The organism is Actinokineospora spheciospongiae, assembly GCF_000564855.1.
GTDB lineage: Bacteria > Actinomycetota > Actinomycetes > Mycobacteriales > Pseudonocardiaceae > Actinokineospora > Actinokineospora spheciospongiae.
Genome location: NZ_AYXG01000229.1, coordinates 1 through 20,597 on the forward strand (window position 1 = coordinate 1; position 20,597 = coordinate 20,597).

Genomic DNA, 20,597 nt, shown 5'->3' on the forward strand with positions numbered 1-20,597 from the left:
TGCGCACCGGGCCTGCGTAGTAGGCGTAGGAGTTGCTGCAGTCGGCTTGACGAGTGGCGGTGTCGATGAAGCCCGAGCACAGGTTGGTGCTGCCTGTGGGGGGATGTCGGCCGAGGACTTCGACACTGCCACCGCCATACCGGCGGCCTGCCCCCAGGAACCATCGCGGGTGCGGTTGACCAGGCAGTTCGTAGTGCCGTTTTCCAAGTACACATTGCCACGACCACGCACGGTCGACCCCGGCGTTCGAGCTGGTGCCCGTCCTTCGGATGGTGCTCCCCTTTCGCGCGACAGCACCGCCGATCGATGTCGGATCACTCTAACGAGTGAGCCCTTTGGTCTGTGGGCTCGAGTGGTTCGTCGGTCGCACGCATACCCCAAGTGCGCAGTCACCTTTGAGCAGGGAACTCCCGGGCGAATATCCAGGCGGTACAGGCAACCCACCCAGCAGCGTGGGGGTGCTGGTGGTGTACTGGGCGCCGAGGGGTTCAGCCAGCGTGATGGGCGTGGCTCCCGCTGGCGATGAAGGTCACCGCGTACCCCGGCACTGTGGTTTCGACGGTGAGGTCCGACTCGGGAAAGCGGACCTCATAGATGGCGCTGTCGTCGTCGTCGCGCACGAGGTTGCCGACCACCTCGGCGGCGCCGCGCCGGAACTGCGCACCGGGCCGGCGTCGCGGCCTACCGGAGTCGGCAGCGCCCGGGTTGAGCCTCGGCACACGATTTTGTCAGATCGCTGGTCAAGGCTCGGCATCCGGCCTCCACGTCCTCTGCAGGTGCCGGAGTGTGGTTGCTGACCGGAGGAACCATTCCTGCCGGTTGTTCTGCGTGGTCTCCGGTGGGCGGGGGGCCATACGTTGCGCGCCATGAGAAGCGCATTCATGACCGGTCTCCGCGTCGGCCCGTGGAAGGGCGGTGCGGTCGTGGCGGGAGTTGCCCTGGTCGCGGGCCTGGCCACAGCGCCCCAGGCACAGGCCGCGCCGCCGCAGGCGCCTGCTGCGGTGGTGACGTTGGGGGACAGCTTCATCTCCGGTGAGGCGGGTCGGTGGTCGGGCAACTCCAACGACTCGGGGCAGGGGGACTTCAGCGGTACGGACCGTGCCTGGGCGCCGGGCGGTGCCGACCCGCACCGGGTCTACGGGACGAGCGCCGACAACGGCTGTCACCGCTCGGACGTGGCCGAGGTGCACAGCGCGGCCATCGCGAACGCCACCGCGGTCAACATCTCCTGCTCCGGGGCCAAGACGACGAACGTGCTCACCGGGGGAACCGCCTTCAAGGGGGAGAACCCGCAGAACGAGCAGTTGGCCCAGGTCGCCAGGAGCCACCGGGTGAAGGTGGTCGTGGTGTCCGTCGGCGGCAACGACCTCGACCTCGCGGGCGTCGCCGAGCAGTGCGGTCGTGACTTCCTGTTGAGCACCGTGTTCGTCACCTACAAGTGCCAGTCGACCCAGAGCCAGGTCGTGCAGAGCCGGATGGCCGCGCTGGCGACGAGCATTCCCGCGGTTCTGGACGACGTCCGCGCCACGATGAGCGCTGCCGGGTACGCCGACACCGACTACCGGCTCGTGCTCCAGGGCTACGCCCACCCCGTGCCTGCCAGTGGCGACTACCGGTACGCCGAGAGCGGCTACACCCGCTACCAGGTGGGCGGGTGTCCCTTCTGGAATTCCGACAGCGACTGGCTCCGGAGCGTCAACGACCAGCTCGCGTCCGTGCTGAGCGCAGCGGCCACCGCCGAGGGCGCCGACTTCCTGGACCTGCGTGGCGCCTCAGCGGGGCACGAGGTGTGCAACAAGAACTCCGCGCTGGTCACCCCGGGCGCCCCGCCGAGCCCGGCCGCCAGCGAGTGGGTCCGGTTCACCGACGTCACCATCGTGCCCGGCAGGAGCACGCAGGGTGACACCCAGGAGTCCCTGCATCCCAACGCGTATGGCCAGCGCGCGCAGGGCCGTTGCCTGGCGCTGCTCGCCGCTCGCGGGCCGGGGAAGTACTCCTGCACCGCCCAGCCCGGCGCGGGCATCGAAGGCATCACCCTGGCCGCGAACGCCGGCCTCTGACCTCGGGGCGTCACAGCAGTCCCACGCCCGTGTCGGGTGGACCGCGATCGTGCGGGCCACCCGACACGGGCGTTGGAGGTGGGGAACGCGTCGCCGACGGCAGCCCGGCCCGGCTCGCGATCACCGGGTGCGCGCCTGCCGAGTGCGACCGGTGCGACACCCGGGCACGCGCGTCGCGGCGACGGCCCTCCCGGCCCGGCTGGGATGATGGGGCGCGTGAAGAACACCGCGGCCACCGGGGCGGCGCCCGCGTTCAAGGACCTGTTGCGTGGCCACCGCCTCCGGGCGGGGCTCACCCAGGATGAGCTCGCGGAGGGCTCCGGGGTGAGCGTGCGGGCCATCAGCGACATGGAGCGCGGGGTGGCCAGGAGCCCTCAGCGGCGCACGGTCGAGGCGATGGCAGGCCCGCTGTCGCTCACCGACGACGAGCTGACCCGGCTGCGGGAGGTCTCCAAGCAGGGCAGGGTGCGCGCCGAGCGGGACCCCGCCGAGCCCGTGGCACGCGTCTACAACGCCTCCGCTGTGCTGCTGCCCCCGCCCGACATCGACGACCTGACCGGCCGCGACGGCGAGTTGGCCGCCCTGGTCGCACTCGCCGACGAGCTGGTGGGCGGCGGTCGCCGGACCGGGCACGTCGCCGTGCTGACCGGGCCGCCCGGGGCGGGCAAGACCAGCCTCGCCGTGCGCGCGGCGCACACGCTGGCGCCGCACTTCCCGGACCACCTGCTGTTCCTGCGGCTGCGCGGCATGTCGGCCGAGCCGAGCGACCCGGCGGACGTGCTGCACCTGGTGCTGCGCACGCTCGGGGTGCCCGCCGTGGACGTCCCCGCGGAGCTGGACCAGCGGACGAGCCTGTGCCGGGCGCTGCTGGTCGACCGGTCCGCGCTGCTCGTGCTGGACAACGCCGCCGACGAGGCCCAGGTCCGGCCGCTGCTGGTCGGCGGGCCGCGCTGCCTCACCCTGATCACCAGCCGCCAGGCGCTGGTGGGGCTGGTCGGGGTCAGCAGGGTCGGCCTGGGCCTGCTCGGGGAGCAGGAGGCCGTCGCTCTGCTCGCGGCGATCATCGGCGAGGGCCGGGTCGCGGCGCAGCGCGCGGCGGCGGTCGAGCTGGCGGGGCTGTGCGGGCGGCTGCCGCTGGCGATCCGGATCGCGGGCAACCGGCTGGCCAGCCGCCCAGCGTGGCCGGTGGAGCACCTGCTGGGGCAACTGCGCGACCGCAGGCGGCGGCTGAGCACCCTCACTGCGGGCGACCTGGACGTCCGCACCCTGTTCGACCTCTCCTACCGGCAGCTCAGCCCCGACGCGGCGGTGCTGTTCCGCAGGTTGTCGCTGGTGCCCGCCGCCGACTTCGGCGCGGGCGCGGCGCGGGCGCTGCTGGAGGCGCGGGATGTCGAACTGCGCCTGGAGGAACTGGCTGACGCGAGCCTGTTGCAACCGGGCACCGACGCAGGCCGCTACCAGTTCCACGACCTGCTCAGCACCTACGCCACCGAGCGGCTGGCCCAGGAGGAGGACCCGGGGGCGGCGCGGCGGGCCGACGAACGCCTGACCGACTGGCTCGTGCGCACCGCGACCGAGGCGGGCAGGTACTTCGAGCCCTCGGAGCGGGTGTCCCCGCCGCCCGCGCCCACCCCGGAGTTCGCCGACCACCTCGGGGCGGGTCGCTGGTTGGCGGCCGAGGCGGGCGGCTGGGTGGCCGCGGTGGGCAAGGCGGCGGCGCGCGGGCAGCACCGCGCGGTGATCGACCTGTCGGAGGCCATGCACTGGTACTCCGAGATCGACGGGGCGGGCAGCACCTGGCACGAGGTGTTCGACCTCGCCGTGCGCTCGTCGGTCGCGCTCGGCAGCCTGCGCGACGAGGCGGTGCACCGCGGCTTCCTGGCCTGGGCGCTGACCAAGCTGCTCGGCCGCCCGCAGGACGGCGAGGCGATGGCCGAGCGCGCGCTGGAGGCCGCCACGGCGTCCGGTGACCTGCGCGAACAGGGTTGGTCGCGGCTCTACCTGCTGTCGTCGCGACTCGCGGGAGCGGGCTCGCCCGACCACGAGCGGGTCCTCGACGAGGTGATCGCGCTGTTCACCGAGGCGGGCTACCGCACCGGGCTCAGCGTCGCCCACTCGATCCGCGGCGCGCACCTGCTGGCCGAGGGGAAGCTGGACGCCGCGGCCGAGCAGCTGGAGCTGTGCGTCGGCCACTTCCGGGAGGTCCGCCGCGGCGGCGCTCCCACCCCGGTCGACGACTCCAACCACGCCTACAGCCTCGTGCGCTCGGCGAGGGTCCTGGCCGCCCGGTCCGCCACCGCCGAGGCCGTCCACCGGTGCGGCGAGGCCCTGACACTGTTCCGCGGCCTGGGTGTCCTGATGGGTCAGGCGGAAGCGCTGTGCCTGACCGCGGACCTGCTGCGCGGCGGTGACGACGCGGGGGCGCGCACCGCCCTGACCGAGGCGGCCGCCCTCTACGCCCGCCTCGGGAACCCGCTGCACGAGGCCGCGGCCCTCGCGGACCTGGCCGCGCTGTCCGAGCAGGACGCGGCCAAGTCCTGCCGCGAGCGCGCGCTCTCCCTCACGGTTGCCCTGCCGCAGACGGAAGCGACGGTCGAGCTGCGCCGTCGGCTCACTGCCGAGCTGTCCCCCGGCGGGTCGCGGCACGGGGTCGACGCAGCGCGGGAGGTCAGTCCGTAGAGGTCAGCTCGTCAATACCGTCGCGTCGGCGGTGCGCGAGCCTCGGTGCACTCCGCCCGTGCTTCTGGAGGATGCGCGGTGACCGGCGGGGATGCACTGACACGGGCACGACTGGCTCGACACGAAGCTGACAAGCGTGTCGAGCAGGCACGTGGCCTGCTCAGGCTCGCGAGTTGATCGCAGTGAGCACCTTTTCTTCGCGCAGGTTCATGGGATCGGCGGATCATCCAGGCGGCGAAGGTCTCGACCGACACGATCTCGGGGTGAGCCTGGGTGCGGGATCGCACGACGCGATCTGGGATCGACCGCCGGAAGCGGGTGGCGTTCCCGGCCACGACATCGTCTGACTCCAAAAGTATTTCGCGGTTGGTCACGCGGCCGAACACTGCGAATGCGGTGTAGCGCGGGGTGTCCAGAATTGCCCGGATGGTGTTGCCCATGCCATACATCGCGTGCAGGACGTCCGCCGCCCGGTAGACGATGGCAAGCCTGTCGAACCGGGTCGCAATGCCGCGCCACTTTTTGAGCTTGGTGAAGCAGCGCCCGATGACGGTGCGGTTGCGGTGGTCGTCGATGTCGAATGCCGGTGGGCGGCCGCCGCGGGAACACCGTCGTCGGCGGTGGCCGATCTGGTCGACCGGTTGCGGAATGACCGCGGTGGTGCCCCGGTTGCGCAGATGTGCGCGGATCGCACGGCAGGGGATACGCCTTGTCCCCCGCACCCGGTCGGGGCAGGGGCGGGCCTGCCGCCGCCCGGGGCACCCACAGATGCGCCAGGAGTGGACCGAACATCGGTGGGTCACCGGCCTGGCCGCAGTCACCAGCGTGACCACAGGCAGGCCGTGACCGTCGCCCGGGTGGTGGATCTTCCTCGTCCACCCGCCCCGATCGGCCGGCGCCGTGCTCAGGCGGCTCGAACTGCGGATTCACGCAGTTCCACCCAGCCCCGTGGCACGGGTGATGTTCGTGGCGTGTCGATGGGTGCGGGTGATCATCGAGTCCACCGGGATCGACCGGTCGATCCGGCCCTCGGCACCGGCGGTGGTGAGCAAGCGGCCCAACACCGTGTCCCAGGTGCCGATGCCAGGTCCAGACCGTCTGCCACAGCCCGAACATCTCCGCGACATCCCGCCGGGCGATCCCGCACCGATACCGGCGGACGATCCCCTCGACCATGGAGCAAGCGTCACTGGCGGCGACGGGGCGTTCCGGGTGGCAGTAGCGGTTGCGACGGCACAGGTGCCCAGCGGTGGGGGCTGCGCGGCCGGGACCGGTCCCCGCGCCGGGTCACTACCGTCGCAACGTGGAAATACGATCGTCGGTCAGGGGTGTGCTGCGGCGATGCTCGGTGTCCCCGACCGGCTCTTGTTCCTCGGTGCGTAGCCGCACTTCGGAACGGGGGTCCGGGGCAAGGACCTCTGTCTGCGCCCAATCGGTGTTCTGGGTCGGTGCTTCCTGCCACGGCTGACCGTCGTCTTCGCGCAACCCGAACCGGCCAGTGACGCACACCCGGATCGAGCCATCCAGGGGGACACCGTGTTCAAGTGGCGCAAGGAGCGCCCCGAGCTGACCGACTCGCTCAGGGTGGAGGCGGATCGACGACGCGCACCCGCCCCACCACTCCCGTCGAGGTCGCCTGCCGCACCGCCGGGACCGGGACTGGCCGCGTTCCTGGCCGACCTGCGACCGCACGAGCCGGTCACCTTCGATTCCCCGACGGCCAAAGCACGTCACGACGCCGTCGTACGACTCGCGCCGCATCCGCTGACCGCCGAGTTGGAGAACACGGCGAGGGAGCTGGTGGGAGTCACCCTGCGGGCGTACAAGGAGAAGAGAGCCGGTCACGAGGGCAACGCGGTCACCGAGGTTCGGGCGATCGGCGCGCGACTCGGCGCCCAAGGCGGCGGGTTCCTCATGGTGCTGGTGGCCCACCGCGCGCAGTACCTCCTCGACCCGGACTGGCGAGCGGCGCGGGCTGGGGCACTGCGCCGACTCAGGGAACAATCGGGCGGCGAGATGGCGGCGGTGCTGACCAGCGGTGGACCACTGGTCGCCGTCATCGAGGGCTGCTGGGCGGACATCTGCGGCTGGCAGAGGTGACCACCCGGCTGATCAACGGTGAGATGAGCCCGCACTGGCCGCGTGGGGCGGGTATGGGCGCTGTGGCTGCTGTCTGGGTGAATGGCTGGATCGCTGTCGCTACCGGGTGGTGTCAGCAGCCCGTAGCTGGACGATTGGCCGCTGACCAAACGCGAGTGCTCTCAGCGGACGGTTTGGCCGTCCGGCCAGGTGGTTCCTAAGCGGCTACCGGAGTTCGAGTTCGATCCTGCCGGGCCCGGACAAGGACTGGGTCATCCAGGACGACAGCGCCCCGCAGCCCGCGACCGGTGCGACGGTGTAGGCACCGGACAGGCTGGCGGTGGTTGGGGTGAAGGGACCGGTGAGTTCCAGGCGGGATGGCGCGCTGGCGCAGGTTGTGGGTTGGCGCAAGGGGATACCGAAGACCTGGAGTTCCGGGATGGTGAGCGATGCGTTCGTGGCCACCGTCGCTTCGCCGGTGGTCAGGGTGCCGGTGGCTGGGCCTTGTGGGGTCAACCGCACCGAGGCGGTGACGGGGATGATCCCGAGGTAGCGCAGGTTGGCCGTTGTCGCGTTGGCGGTGAGGTCGACGGAGAGTTCGCCGCTGGCGGGGATGAGGGTGCCGGACACCGCTGCGGAGAGCGGGAGGGTGCCGGGCTTGAGCTTCGCGGTGCCGGTCGCGGTGAACCGCAGGGCGGTGGGGGCTGCGTCGGCGGGGAGGGTGCGGAAGGTGATGCCGTTGTCGGCGGACAGGTCGCCTGCGGCGTTCTTCGAGCGGATGGCGAAGGTGTGCTCGGTGGCCGGGGTCAGGCCGGACACGACCGCGCTGGTGTCCGTCGTCGAGGCGACCGGGGTCGTGCCGTTGTAGACCTCGAACCCGACGATGCCCTCGGGCCTGGTCCAGGAAAGGCGCACCGAAGACGAGGTGATGTCGGACGCGGCGATGTCGTAGGGCGGGCGGACCGCGTCGACGATCTCCACGCGGCCGAACTCGGTGCGGTTGCCCGGCAGCGGATGGCACTGGAACACGAGCCGACCGGGGGCCGCCACCGATCCGTCGGCCCGGTACGGGACCAGGTCGTAGAACACGGACTGGGCGTCCCAGGTCATCGTGCCCACGTGGCCGACCGGTGAGAAGTCCAGCGCGAAGGCACCGTCGAGGACCAGCCCGCCCGTCGCGGGAACCGGGACCGGGCCGATGGTGGTCCGGTAGCTGTCCCGCCGCTTCACCTCACCGGTGAACGAGCGGGGCGCGACCAGGTCGCTGGTCGAGCTCACCGTGGCGGCGCCGATTCCGCGCAGCCAGTCCCCCACCGCGGTGTCGAGGTCCATCCGCACCGTCGCGGGGGCGGCGGGGGTGTTCTGGCCGAGCGGGAACCGCGTGGGGAAGGTCGCTCGGGCGGTGACCACGGCTCTGTGCGCTTCGAGCGAGGGCGGAAAGTCCTGGGGCTGCGGGTACGGGGATTCCCCGCAGGTCTGGATCACGCCGTCGGTGGCGGCGACGAAGGTCGTGCTGCCCAGTCCGGTGTCCTGGTCGGGCCGGTCCGCGCAGGCGCCCGCGAGCGCGCCGACCCGATTGCCCGCGGCGTCGAACAGGGCGAGGTCCACTGACACGGGTCCGCGCCGCCACGTGCCCTCGCCTGGCGCGTCCGAGAAGACCGGGTCGACCGTCGTCCACACCAACTCCCGCAGGGGTTGGCCGAGTTCGTGGACGGTGAACTCGACGGGCAGGTCGTAGGTGTTCGTCGAGACCGGGGCTCCTGCGAAGGAGTAGGTGACCGGGAGCCGCACCGAGCCCTTGGCCACGCGGACCCCGGAGTCGAGCAGGGCCCGCTGGGTCTGCTCGGCGAGGGTGGCCTCGCCGAACAGCGACAGCGTGGTCGGCGGCCCGCCCGCGACGACCCGGGGGTCGACGGTGGGGGTGAGGGAGAGCGACAGCGGCTGGGTGCCGTTGGGGAAGCCGCAGTCGACGAAGGACGGCGGCAGGGGCTCGGGCGTGAAGAACTGGACGGTCGCGAGCCCGGCGACCTGATCGGGGTGGTTGCGGCAGGCGGTGGCCAACGGCGGGACCTCGCCCCCGCCCGGCTCGCGCCCGGTGAGCCGGATCGTGGTGTCGCTCAGCTCGTAGTAGGCGGTGTTCACGTACTGGGTGCTCGTGGGCGGGAACGGCACCGATGCCATCACCTCGAACGAGTCCGCACCAGCAGGCAAAGCCCGGTCGACCGGGACCGTCAGCGGGACGGACCTGCCGAGGTAGCTGACGGAGAAGTCGACCCATCCGCCCACCGAGGTCGCCCCGGTCGCCCTCAGGGCCGCCGTCACCGAGCCGGGGATCGAGGCCGTCACCGCGATCCCGGTCGCCGGAGTGGGCTCGCCCACGGGCCAGCGGGCGGGCAACCGCAGCGTGGCCTTCGCGGTGATGGGAAACGCGCCATAAAGGGACTCTTGGCAGTCCTGCCGGACCTCCGCCGCCCCCGCCGCGCCCACATCCGCCGGGCCCGGGTCGGCGGCGTTCGCCGAGCCGATCGACACCATGATCCCCGCACCGACGGCCGTTGCCGTCGCCAATGCCACGGCTGCTCTGCCACGCATCGTGAACCCCCTCGCCCCAGTAGGGCGAACGATAGCCATCCCCGATCACAGGGAGCAGAGCCTTGTGCCTCTTACACGCGCCCACTGCGCCTGTTCACGCAGGTGGGGACCGCTCTTCGACCACGACCGCGTCACCCTTGGCCCGTCGTCACCGCCAGGACAGCCGGCCAGATCCCCAACCCACCGACAGGGGATCTTCACTCATCGTCGCCCCGCCACACGATCTGGCCTCCCGCCGCATCTGCGCGCAGCGAGGCGGCGATCTCCCGGGCAGCTACGGCCAACGCCGGGAACGCCGCCACCACATCACCCGGCCGCGCACCCACCTGCTTGGCTGCCCAGGCACTCGCGCACCCCGGGCCGCAGAAATCTCCTGAAGGGCTTTCGCCGAGCGGGCCCCCACACTGCTGGCACCCTGTGACCGCGTCAATCGCGGATACGATGTCAGCCACAGCGGTTCCCCCACTTCGATGATCGTCAATCCACCGCTGCGGCCTGCGGACAGGGCCACCACAGGCCGCAGCGGGGAGAATGACGGGTGACGGTGGAGCAGCCCGGTGCCGCGTTCGCCACCCTGGTGGGGTTCCTGCGTGGCGGGCCGTTCACCGCCGGGATCGGAGCCCTCGAACACGGACTGCTCAACGCCGACCACGAAGAAGGTTCACCGATCGCGTCGACGCCTCATCCCAGGCGGGAAGTGGCTCTCCCTCGGCCGACCGGGAATCCGGCTGACGGCAGAGCCTTCGTCTGCCACCCTGGGTCCGTGCCGTCCTCCCTGACCTGGGCCGATGTCGACCCCGCGGCCCACCCGTTCACCGATGCCGCGGTCGCCCGGTGCGCCCCGGCGGGTGACCCGTGCCCCGAGACCTCCTGGACCGACGCGATGACCGCAGGCCTGGTCGCGCACCACGGCCCCTGGGTCGCGGGCTGGCGGTGGGCCCGCGACGAGGGCGAGATCGGCGGCGGCCCGATCACCGCGTGGTGCTGCCCCGAGCACTCGGTCACCACACCCGCTGAGACCCTTGCCCGCGTCGACGCCGCCGTGCGCGAATGGCGTGCGTGGGTCGAACGCCTGGCCGTCGAGTTCGACCGCCACCCGCTGGCAGGGCTGACCGGACAGGAGTGGGCGCACGCGGCTCGATCCGCCACGACGGCTCTGATCGCGCTGGTGGTGGACAGCACGACCGCCGGTGACGCCTGGTACCGGCACTGCGCCCAAGTGCTCACCTGGTACCTCACCCGGTGGGGTGTCGACTCGGTGGCAGCGGGCCAGTGGGTCGAGAAAGCCATCGGCGGCCGGTTCGGCAGCTGGATCGAGCCCGCCCCCTCGGTCCTCCTCGACGTCGCCGGGCGACTCTCCGACTCCGGACCATGACCGACCACCTCGCGGTGTGGCTGACCACCCGGCAGGCAGTGCCCTGGCACGAGGTCCCCGACCCAGGCCCCGGCCCGCTGATTCCCGTCCGCGACGGCCCGCTGCACGACATCGACACCCATGACCACGCCAGAAGCCCCCGTCGCGCCGCCGGTCTCCGCACGGCACTGACCCTGCTCCGGGCGGACGCCTCGGCCGGGCGCGACCTCTCGATGGACCTCCTCGCCGGGTGGCAGCGACACGTCCTGGCCGAACCCGCCCCGCTGCGCACCGGGCCCGCGTTCGCCAAAAACGGCCACGAACGCTACGACTGGCACGTCGACCTCCGCGACCGCCTCGACGTGTTCCTGGCCGAGGCCGCCGATGGTCCACCACTGCCCGCCAGGGCCGCCCGCGCCTACCTCGACGTGTGCTTCCACCACCCGTTCGCCGACGGCAACGCCCGCGCCGCCTTCCTCGCACTCACCTTCATCCTGGCGCGGGCGGGCATCACCCTCGACCATGTGGGCCCGATCCGCCGGGTCGCCAGATTCGCCGACGACCCGACCGGGGCACTCGCGTTCGCCCAACTGATCGCCACACTGATCACCGCCGCCCGCAGCCGAACACCCGCGCGGTGACGACCTCGCGAGGCAGGTGGAACAGCCCGTGGCGAACCCGAGAAGTCACGATCTTCCGCAGGTGAGCCAGGGCGGAACCGTCAGCGCACCACCGTCTCGCCTCGCGCGGTGGTGAGCCCCGCGGCCGCAAGCGCCCAGGTGAACAGGCGGTCTCCTGCCGCGGTGACGGCCGCCAAACGTGCCGCAGCCTCACTTGCGCCAGCATCCATGGCGGTGACGAGTTCCAGGTACACCGGGGGCGCGAGAGAACAACCACATTGGCGCCCCACGGAACCGGCGATCCGCCAGGCGCGGTTCCCAAACCCTACTCGCGACGAAACCGGTCTGCCGCCGCCTCGAGATCGCGCACACCCAGAAGAACATGATCAAGGATATTCATCCCGCAGACAGCAATCAGTCGGCCCAGCAGGCCACCACGCGCACAGTGGGCTTCGTCACACCAGATTGGTCACGTGGCCGCTTTGGACACAGCAGGCCGCACTGGCGACGGTGACGCAACGAGGACGCGTCGGCAGCACCAGGCCGCCGCCCTTCGCGGCCGGGGTGATCTCCATGCGCATGAGGGGGTTGGGCAGCATGACGGCGTACGGGGTGACGTGGCCCGGCACCTCGCCGATGGAGTCGGGACGAGCAGCACATGGATGTGGTCCAGCGCGGCGAATTCCACGAGACGGTCGATCTGTTCGGCCGTGTCGGTCGGGCTTCCCTGTGCTTCCGGATCGCCTCTTCGCCCATGGTGGCCGTGATCGTGCAGTCTGTCCGGTTCCGCAGAACCGCGCGTCGCCAAGGTCGTGGTGCAGGCGCGGTGTGTAGTTCTGGACAACCAGCTCGGCCATGCTCGGGGGCAGGTTCGCCGCGCGCGGCATCTGGGTGTTCACCAGGACCGGGATCACCCGTATCCCCCATTCGACGGCCAGTTCGATCTCCCGACGGACCCAGCCGCCCGGGTCTTCCAACCTGGGGTGGCCCTCGGCGTCGACAACGTCCAGCCACCGCTCGCCGATCACGGCCAACAGGACGGACGACTGTCGGAGTTCGCCGAGGATCTGCGGTTGGAAGTCCCCCGGCTCGACGGACCTGCTCGTGCGGAACACAGACGCGGGGCCGAAGCGCGCGGTGCACTCCCGGTCGACCAGGGCGGCAGCGAAGGGCTCGTCCTGGTTCCGGCGGCCGGGGCGCCGAAGTACTGCACCTCCGGTCCTACCGGGGAAGCCCGCACGGCTGCCTGCACGTAGTCGGTCGCGTTCTCGGTGTCCTCACCGTAGATGCAGCAGCGGAGACCGGTGAAGGGCATGTGATCCTCTGCTCCAGTTCGCCGTTGGCGATCGGGCGTTCGAGCCACTCCTCCGAGCGGGTACCCACCGTGGTCGGATTTCCGCTGCGGCTGCGGTCGCTGGTGGGAGTCGTGGCGCGGGCCACCATCCGCGCATGACGGGTTCGGCGGGATGGGGCTGTTAGATTGCGCGGCACGGACGTCTCTGGGGGAGGCAGCGTGACGCAGCAGTGGGGGCATCCCGGCCGACCGGGGCCCCAAGGCCACGGCGGGTTCCAGCAGCCGCGGGGCTACCCGCCGCAGCAGGGGTACTGGCAGCCCCCGGTCCCGCAGCCGCCGAAGAAAAGCGCCTTCCTGGTCGTGGCCATCGTGTTGGGCGCCCTCCTCCTGGTGGTGGGCGGTCTGGGCGTCTACTCGGCCCTCACCCGCACTTCGGACAAACCACAGGCGGGCGCCCCGCAGCCCAAGGGCGACCAGGCAACCGGGAAGGAGCTGCCCGCGGACGTGATCACCGCGATCAACGACGGCGACCTGGACTGGATCGGGCAGAACACCTGCCAAGCCGACCGCGACAAGGTCACCGCGACGGCCAAGCGGATGTCGGACTTCGTGCGGGAGCGCGGTGTTCCGTTCAGCAAGCCGGACGACCCCACCGTCGGCGACACCAGCAGCTCGTTCGCCCTGACCGCCTCGGACGGCGACCTGAGCCACTACTCCTGGTCCATCGGCAGCGGCCTGCTCACCTTCGACTCGGGCCGCTGGTGCCTGCGGACCCTGGAGATGGTCGGCGACCCTCAGCAGCCCTACCTCTCTGCCACCCCGACCCCCTCCTCCTGACCCTCCCGCCCTGACCCGGGTGTCCGGCGGGGAGTAGCCGGGACGACGGCTCCACCGGGGTCGCTGGGCTGGTGACGGTGCTGGTCGTGGTGCACTTGGCCGACACGGCGGTGCTGCTGACGCCGGTCGTCCTGGTGACGGCGCGGGATCTGGAGACATCGCGACGCCGCACGCCTGCGCTCGCGCGCACCTGTGCGGGTCGAGGTTCCGGGCAGCCTGGCCAGCCCGGCGGGCTTGGCATCCGCGTGCGAGCCTGCTTGAACGCCCGTCAGCGCGGTGATGGCCTCATTGACGACGCAACAATTTTGAGGAATGAAGCCATGAGGGCGGTTCATCCGATTTTCGGGTTCGGGGAGCGCCGTTTGACGTGCTTCCTCGGGGACACCGCACTCTGGTTCGCAGGGCAATTCGGATGCACCACGGGGACGTGGCAACCTTTTTGCTGCTCGGACGTCCTGTCGACATGATGTCGACTTCAAGGGGCTCTATGGTTCCCGCCGATGGTGGTCGGGCGAACGACTACGACAGCATCGCTGAGGGTTATGCGGCCGAGAACGAGACCAGTCTGTTGAACGCGTACTACGAGCGGCCCGCGATGTTGGAATTCGCCGGGGACGTGGGAGGGCGACGAATCCTTGATGCGGGCTGTGGCTCGGGTCCGCTGTTTGCCGCGCTGCGCGATCGGGGTGCTGCCGTGACCGGTGTCGATGCGAGCCCCGGCATGCTGGAGTTGGCCAGGCGGCGGCTGGGTGCCGATGCGGACCTGCGGGTTGTCGACCTGGCTGATCCGCTGCCCTTTTCCGACGGCGCGTTCGACGACGTCGTCGCGTCCCTGGTGTTGCACTACCTGGAGGACTGGGGGCCGACACTGGCTGAACTGCGGCGTGTGCTGGCGCCTGGCGGGCGGCTCATCGTTTCGGTTGAGCATCCGTTCGCCATAACCCTGATGCAGCGCTTGGCTGGGGGCAAGCCCAATTATTTCCGGACCCGCAAGCGGACCGAGGAGTGGACCATGGGCGGGCAGACCGCTCGGATGAGCTTCTGGGACCGCCCGCTGCACGCGATGACCGAAGCCTTCACCGCGGCTGGTTTTCGCATCGACGTCATCAGCGAACCGCCGCCCGCGCCCGCCGCCCTCGACTTGTTCCCCGAGGTGTTCCGCGAACTCGGGGGTACGCGTTTTCTGGGTTTCCTGTTCTTCGTCTTGCAGGCAGGCTGACGCCGCGACCTGCGCAGGTCGAGGCTCGGACGCCGACGCCAGGGCCATACCCGTGCGGCGCTGGCCTCGGCGACGGCCACTCGATGAGGTCCCGGCACCCCTGGACCCACCCACAAGCCAGGGGTCAGCGTTGGCGGTCGACGCGGCGTTCGTCCCAGACTGGCTCGGTGGTTTCGCGGACCTCGCCGTTGGTGCCGAAGACGAGGTAGCGGTCGAAGGTGCGGGCGAACCAGCGGTCGTGGGTGACGGCGAGGACGGTGCCTTCGTAGGCGCCCAGTCCGTCCTGCAGAGCCTCGGCGCTTTCCAGGTCGAGGTTGTCGGTGGGCTCGTCGAGCAGCAGGGCGGTCGTGCCCGCCAGTTCCAGCAGCAGGATCTGGAAGCGGGCCTGCTGGCCGCCGGAGAGCTTGTCGAACCGCTGCTCGGCCTGCTGCTCCAACTCGTAGCGGCGCAGTGACCCCGTGGCCTTGCCTCGGTCGTGGGAGTGGCGGTCGGCCAGGATTTCCAGGAGGGTGCGGTTGAGCAGTTCGGGGTGGGCGTGGGTCTGGGCGAAGTGCCCGGGCACCACCCGCGCGCCGAGTTTCCAGGTGCCGGTGTGTCGGACGTCCTCGCCTGCGAGCAGGCGCAGGAAGTGGGACTTGCCGGAGCCGTTGCTGCCCAGGACCGCCACGCGCTCGCCGTAGAAGACCTCGAGGTCGAACGGCTTCATCAGGCCGGTCAGCTCCAGGCCCGCGCAGGTGAGCGCGCGCACGCCGGTGCGGCCGCCGCGCAGCCGCATGGTGATCTCCTGCTTGCGCGGCGGCTCCGGTGGCGGGCCGACCTCCTCGAACTTGCGCAGCCGGGTCTGGGCGGCGGCGTAGCGGGAGGCCATGTCGTGGCTGCGGGCGGCGTACTCGCGCATGTTCAGGACGAGCTTGCGAAGCTGGGCGTGCTTCTCGTCCCACCGCTTGCGCAGCTCGTCGTAGCGGGCGAAGCGCTCGGTGCGGGCGGCGTGGAAGGTGGCGAACCCGCCGCCGTGCACCCAGGCGTCGGCGCCCGCGGCGCCGGGCTCGACGCTGACGATGCGCTCGGCGGCGGTGGAGAGCAGTTCGCGGTCGTGGCTGACGAACAGCACGGTCTTCGCGGTCTCGGCGAGCCTGGCCTCCAGCCACCGCTTGCCGGGGACGTCGAGGTAGTTGTCCGGCTCGTCGAGCAGCAGCACCTCGTCGGTGCCTCGGAACAGCGACTCGAGCACCAGCCGCTTCTGCTCGCCGCCGGACAGGGTGCGCACGTCGCGCCACTTGGCCACGTCGTAGGGCACACCCATCGCCGCGGTGGTGCAGATGTCCCAGTGGGTCTCGACCTCGTACCCGCCCACCTCACCCCAGTCGGCGAGGGCCTGGGCGTAGGCCATCTGGGTCTTCTCGGTGTCGGACTCGATCATCGCCGTCTCGGCCGCGTCCACCGCCCGCGCCGCCTCGGCGACCCCGGGTTGGGCGACGGTGAGCAGCAGGTCACGCACGGTCCGGTCGTCGCGCACCGACCCGATGAACTGCGGCATCACCCCGAGCGCCCCGCTGCGCGTGACCGACCCCCCGTGCGGGGCCAACTCCCCGGACAGCAGCCGCAGCAGCGTCGTCTTCCCGGCCCCGTTCGCCCCGACGAGCGCGGCGACGGCCCCGTCCCCGACCCGGAAGGACACGTCCCCGAGCAGTGCCCGCCCGTCGGGCAGGTGGTACTCGACGTGCGCGGCCTCAAGATGACCCATCGTGCGCGCTCTCCTCACTCGGCACCGGCTCCACGCGCACCCGGTCGCCCCGGCGCACCCCGAGCACCCGGAGCAGCAGGGCGGCGACGGGTACGCAGCCTACAGGGGCGGCACCCGTCCTCCTCGCGCGAGCGGAGCCCGCCCCACGCCTGGTGGACCCGCGCCCGCCCGGAACCGGCCTTCCCGCGCGGGCGGGATCGCGGCGGGTGCCGGAGGATGGGGCAACTGTCGGACGGGGAGTGTGTGGTGGGAACATCGATCGCTGTGTTCACCCGGGACCTGCGGGTGCGCGACAACCCCGTGCTGCACGCGGCGGCGGCAGCCCAGCGGTGCATTCCGCTGTTCGTGGTGGACGACGCCATCACCGGTTCGTCGTACATGAACGCCAACCGGGCGTCCTTCCTCGCCGACAGCCTGGCCGACCTGGACGCGGGCCTGCGCGGTCGGGGTGGTGTGCTGGTGGTCCGGCGCGGCTCGACCGTCGCCGAAGTCGTGCGGGTCGCCCGGGAGCACGACGCCGACGAGGTGCACATCGCCTCGGACGTGAGCCGGTTCGCCCAGCGCCGGGAGCGGGAACTCGCCCGGGCGCTGGGGTCGTGCGGTGCCGAGTTGCACGTGCACGACTCCTGCGTCACGGCCGTGCCGCCGCTGTCGATCAGCCCGGTCGGGGGCAACGACCACTTCAGCGTGTTCACCCCCTACTTCCGCAGGTGGCAGACGCAGGTCCTGCGCAGGCCCCTGCGGGCGCCCGGCACCATCGCCGTTCCGCAGTTGAACGCGGGCGAGGTTCCCACCGCGCGCCTGCTGCACCCCGGCCCACCGTCGCCCGACCTGTGCACCGGCGGCGAGCAGCAGGCACGCAAGCTCCTGACCCGGTGGGTCCGCGACGCGGTGGACGACTACGCCGACCGGCACGACACGCTCGCCGACGACGGCACCTCCCGGCTCTCGGCGCACCTGCACTTCGGCACGCTGTCGGTGACCGAACTGCTGCACCGGGTCGGCAACCGGTCCGAGGGTGCCCGCGCGTTCGCCCGGCAGCTCGCCTGGCGCGACTTCCACCACCAGGTCCTCGCCGCGCGCCCGGACAGCGCCCACGACGACCTCCGGCCCCGCGGTGACCGCTGGCGCCGGTCCGAGGAGGACCTCGACGCCTGGCGCGCGGGGCGGACCGGGTACCCGATCGTGGACGCGGGGATGCGCCAGCTCGCCCGCGAGGGCTGGATGCACAACCGCGCCCGGCTGATCACCGCCAACTTCCTCGCCAAGACCCTCTACCTCGACTGGCGGCTCGGCGCGCGGCACTTCACCGACCTGCTCGTGGACTGCGACATCGCGAACAACCAGATGAACTGGCAGTGGGCGGCGGGCACCGGGACCGACACCCGGCCCAACCGCGTCCTCAACCCGCTCGCCCAGGCCCGCCGCTTCGACCCCGACGGGCACTACGTCCGCGAGTACGTCCCCGAACTCCGGCACGTCACCGGCCGCCGGGTCCACCAACCGTGGACGCTGCCGCAGGACGAACGGGACAAGATCGACTACCCGGACCCCATCGTTGACCTCCACGACGGGGCCAGCCGGTTCCTGGTGGCGCGCACCCGCTGAACCCCGACCACGCCGTCTTCTGCTCCGCCCCGATCGGGGCTACCGTGGTTGCCTCGTCGCAGGCCGCGCAACCGTTGTCCGGGATCAGGGAACTTCGAGGCGGAGTTGGTGCAGCATGGAACGACGCATGTCGGTCGCGACGCACTGGGGCAGCTTCGTCGCCGTGGTCGATTCCGGTCGGTTGGTGCGGATCGAGCCGAGGGACGATGACCCCGCGCCATCGCCCATCGGCCCCGGGATGGTGGTGGCCGCCGACGACAGCGCCCGCGTGCTGCGCCCCGCGGTGCGCAGGGGCTGGCTGAACGGCGAGCCCCGCACCCACGGCGCGGCCAGGGGCACCGACGCCTTCGTGGAGGTGAGCTGGGACCACGCGATCACGCTGGTGAGCGATGAACTCCGTCGAGTCCGTTCGCAGCACGGGGACAGCGCGGTGTTCGGCGGGTCCTACGGCTGGGCGAGTGCGGGCAGGTTCCACAACGCGCAGGGGCAGCTCCAGCGGTTCCTGGCACTGGGCGGCGGGTACACCGACTCGCGCAACACCTACAGCACCGCGGCTCTGGAGGTCATCCTCCCCCACGTGATCGGTGGTCACCCGTGGAGCTACCAGAGCCGGATGCCGATGTGGGGCGCGATAGCCGAACACTGCGAGCTAGTGGTGGCGTTCGGCGGGCTGGCCCTCAAGAACAGCCAGATCAACCCCGGTGGGCTGGCCAAGCACCAGACGCGGGACCTGCAACGGCGGTGCCGCGAGGCAGGCGTGGAGTTCGTGAACATCAGCCCCATCCGCAGCGACACCGCCGACTTCCTCGACGCCGAGTGGCTGCCCGTCGTCCCCAACACCGACACCGCCGCGATGCTCGGCATCGCGCACACGATGCTGGTCAACGGGTGGCACGACGAGGACTTCCTGCGCCGGTGCTGCGTCGGGTTCGACCGCTTCGCCGCCTACCTGGTCGGCGAGCTGGACGGCGTCCGGAAGGACGCCGCCTGGGCGGCGGGGATCACGGGCATCAGCCGCGAGGCGATCACCGACCTCGCCCGCCGCCTCACCGACCGGCGTTCCCTCATCGTGGTCAACTACGCGGTGCAGCGGGCGGACCACGGCGAACAACCGATCTGGATGTCCGTCGTGCTGGCCGCCATGGCGGGGTCGATGGGTCGGCCCGGGTGCGGGTGGGGCACGGGTTACGCGACGATGGACGCGACGGGCGTCGCCGAGGGCCGCGCCTCCGTGGCGACGATCCCGGCGGTTCCCAACCCGGTCCCCGACTTCATCCCGGTCGCGAGGATCGCCGACACCCTGCTGCACCCCGGCGAGGTCATCGACTACGACGGCAAGCGCCTCACGCTGCCCGAGCTGCGCCTGGTCTACTGGTGCGGGGGAAACCCGTTCCACCACCACCAGGACCTCCACCGCTTGAGCCGCGCCTGGCAGGCCCCGGACACGGTGGTGGTCCACGAAGCCTGGTGGAACACGACGGCCAAGTTCGCCGACATCGTCCTGCCCGTCGCCACCGGCCTGGAGCGCGACGACTTCGCCGCCGGGTTCTCCGACCCCCACCTCGTCGCGATGCCGAAGGTCCGCGAGCCCGCGGGCGAGTCGCGCACCGACCACCGGATCTTCGCCGCCCTGGCCGCCCGGCTCGGGTTCGAGCGGGAGTTCACGGAGTCGCGCTCGGAGAGCGACTGGGTCCGGCACCTCTACGAGCAGACGAGGGCCGCGCTCGGCGGCGATGCCGCCCTGCCGGGCTTCGACGACTTCTGGCGGAACTCCACCGCTGAGCTGCCCGCGTTGACCGGACCGTTCCACGGCAGCTTCGAAGCCCTCCGCGCAGATCCGCGACGCTCCCCCCTGTCGACGCCCTCGGGCCGGATCGAGATCTTCTCGGAGGAGATCGACTCGTTCGGCTACGACGACTGCGCCGGGCACCCGAGGTGGTACGAACCGGCGGAGTGGCTCCACGCCGGTCTGTCGGACCGGTTCCCGCTGCACCTGATCTCGAACCAGCCCGCCTCGCGCCTGCACAGCCAGTACGACAACGGCGGCCACAGCCTCGCTTCGAAGATCCGCGGTCGTGAGCCCGTGACGATCCACCCGTCGGTCGCCGCGGCGCGCGGCATCGAGAGCGGCATGGTCGTGCGCGTCTACAACGACCGGGGCAGTTGCCTGGCGGGCGCGGTCCTGTCGGACGACGTCATGCCGGGGGTGGTGCAACTGGCCACGGGAGCGTGGTGGGACCCGGTGCGGCCGGGGCTGAGCGGAACGCTGGACCGCCACGGCAACCCGAACGCCCTCACAGCGGATCGACCGTGCTCGCGCCTGTCCCAAGGACCGAGTGCTCTCAGTGCGCTGGTTGAGATCGAGCCGTACGACGGTCCCCTCCCCGAGGTGCTCGCCTTCGCGCCACCGAGCCTCGAGCCGCCCAGTTGACTGTCCATGTGGGCAGCAGCGTCACCCGGATGGATGATCTGATCCCTCTGGTGGCCGCATCGCTTGAACAACCCGTGTTC

General features: G+C 71.3%; 16 protein-coding genes. 10 read left to right on the plus strand and 6 right to left on the minus strand.

Annotated features, from left to right (window positions below):
- Positions 1-488: 488 nt before the first annotated feature.
- Complete coding sequence (locus tag UO65_RS38775; protein ID WP_267880626.1) at positions 489-620, minus strand: hypothetical protein; 132 nt, start codon at positions 618-620, stop codon at positions 489-491.
- 246 nt (positions 621-866) lie between these two features.
- Between UO65_RS38775 and UO65_RS29250 the strand changes: the two genes are divergently transcribed.
- Together UO65_RS29250 and UO65_RS29255 are read left to right on the plus strand one after the other, a co-directional pair.
- The gene (locus UO65_RS29250) at positions 867-2,060 is read left to right on the plus strand and encodes a GDSL-type esterase/lipase family protein (protein ID WP_200873500.1); all 1,194 of its coding nucleotides are present in this window, start codon (positions 867-869) and stop codon (positions 2,058-2,060) included.
- 216 nt (positions 2,061-2,276) lie between these two features.
- Positions 2,277-4,739, plus strand: a complete 2,463-nt coding sequence (locus tag UO65_RS29255) for an ATP-binding protein (protein WP_233427886.1) — start codon at positions 2,277-2,279, stop codon at positions 4,737-4,739.
- 11 nt (positions 4,740-4,750) lie between these two features.
- On the opposite strand, the gene UO65_RS37670 is transcribed toward UO65_RS29255, so the two are convergent.
- Entirely contained in the window at positions 4,751-5,461 is a 711-nt protein-coding gene (locus tag UO65_RS37670) for a transposase (protein WP_200873501.1), read from the minus strand.
- A gap of 814 nt (positions 5,462-6,275) precedes the next feature.
- Between UO65_RS37670 and UO65_RS36350 the strand changes: the two genes are divergently transcribed.
- Positions 6,276-6,839: a hypothetical protein gene (locus UO65_RS36350; protein WP_146241219.1), complete on the plus strand. Its 564-nt coding sequence runs from the start codon at positions 6,276-6,278 to the stop codon at positions 6,837-6,839.
- A 204-nt stretch (positions 6,840-7,043) separates the two neighbouring features.
- On the opposite strand, the gene UO65_RS29270 is transcribed toward UO65_RS36350, so the two are convergent.
- Positions 7,044-9,410 (minus strand): fibronectin type III domain-containing protein, encoded by a 2,367-nt coding sequence (locus UO65_RS29270; RefSeq protein ID WP_152552336.1) that lies wholly within the window; start codon positions 9,408-9,410, stop codon positions 7,044-7,046.
- 763 nt (positions 9,411-10,173) lie between these two features.
- Here UO65_RS29270 and UO65_RS33800 point away from each other — a divergent pair.
- Complete coding sequence (locus UO65_RS33800; RefSeq protein WP_052021931.1) at positions 10,174-10,785, plus strand: hypothetical protein; 612 nt, start codon at positions 10,174-10,176, stop codon at positions 10,783-10,785.
- Positions 10,782-11,405, plus strand: coding sequence for a Fic family protein (locus tag UO65_RS33805; RefSeq protein ID WP_052021934.1), 624 nt, complete (start codon positions 10,782-10,784; stop codon positions 11,403-11,405). The genes UO65_RS33800 and UO65_RS33805 overlap by 4 nt, the downstream gene beginning before the upstream one ends.
- Positions 11,406-11,485: 80 nt before the next feature.
- Here UO65_RS33805 and UO65_RS37065 read toward each other — a convergent pair whose 3' ends face one another.
- Entirely contained in the window at positions 11,486-11,638 is a 153-nt protein-coding gene (locus tag UO65_RS37065; RefSeq protein ID WP_161784535.1) for a hypothetical protein, read from the minus strand.
- A gap of 201 nt (positions 11,639-11,839) precedes the next feature.
- Positions 11,840-12,412, minus strand: a complete 573-nt coding sequence (locus UO65_RS35200; RefSeq protein ID WP_161784536.1) for a hypothetical protein — start codon at positions 12,410-12,412, stop codon at positions 11,840-11,842.
- Between the two features lie 485 nt (positions 12,413-12,897).
- Here UO65_RS35200 and UO65_RS29280 point away from each other — a divergent pair, with 485 nt between their 5' ends.
- The 3 genes from UO65_RS29280 to UO65_RS29285 all read left to right on the plus strand — a co-directional run bounded on the left by UO65_RS29280 (position 12,898) and on the right by UO65_RS29285 (position 14,734).
- Positions 12,898-13,515, plus strand: a complete 618-nt coding sequence (locus UO65_RS29280) for a hypothetical protein (RefSeq protein ID WP_146241216.1) — start codon at positions 12,898-12,900, stop codon at positions 13,513-13,515.
- Positions 13,516-13,586: 71 nt separating this feature from the next.
- Positions 13,587-13,982 carry a hypothetical protein gene (locus UO65_RS36355; RefSeq protein WP_152552337.1) on the plus strand — a complete coding sequence of 132 codons (396 nt, stop codon included), beginning with the start codon at positions 13,587-13,589 and terminating at the stop codon, positions 13,980-13,982.
- A 20-nt stretch (positions 13,983-14,002) separates the two neighbouring features.
- Positions 14,003-14,734 (plus strand): class I SAM-dependent methyltransferase, encoded by a 732-nt coding sequence (locus tag UO65_RS29285; RefSeq protein ID WP_233427887.1) that lies wholly within the window; start codon positions 14,003-14,005, stop codon positions 14,732-14,734.
- 124 nt (positions 14,735-14,858) lie between these two features.
- On the opposite strand, the gene UO65_RS29290 is transcribed toward UO65_RS29285, so the two are convergent.
- Positions 14,859-16,478 carry an ATP-binding cassette domain-containing protein gene (locus tag UO65_RS29290; protein ID WP_035288969.1) on the minus strand — a complete coding sequence of 540 codons (1,620 nt, stop codon included), beginning with the start codon at positions 16,476-16,478 and terminating at the stop codon, positions 14,859-14,861.
- 246 nt (positions 16,479-16,724) lie between these two features.
- On the opposite strand from UO65_RS29290, the gene UO65_RS29295 reads away from it, so the two are divergent.
- Both UO65_RS29295 and UO65_RS29300 read left to right on the plus strand, forming a co-directional pair.
- Positions 16,725-18,086, plus strand: a complete 1,362-nt coding sequence (locus UO65_RS29295; RefSeq protein ID WP_035288973.1) for a cryptochrome/photolyase family protein — start codon at positions 16,725-16,727, stop codon at positions 18,084-18,086.
- 127 nt (positions 18,087-18,213) lie between these two features.
- Positions 18,214-20,517, plus strand: coding sequence for a molybdopterin-dependent oxidoreductase (locus UO65_RS29300; RefSeq protein WP_233427888.1), 2,304 nt, complete (start codon positions 18,214-18,216; stop codon positions 20,515-20,517).
- Positions 20,518-20,597: the final 80 nt, after the last annotated feature.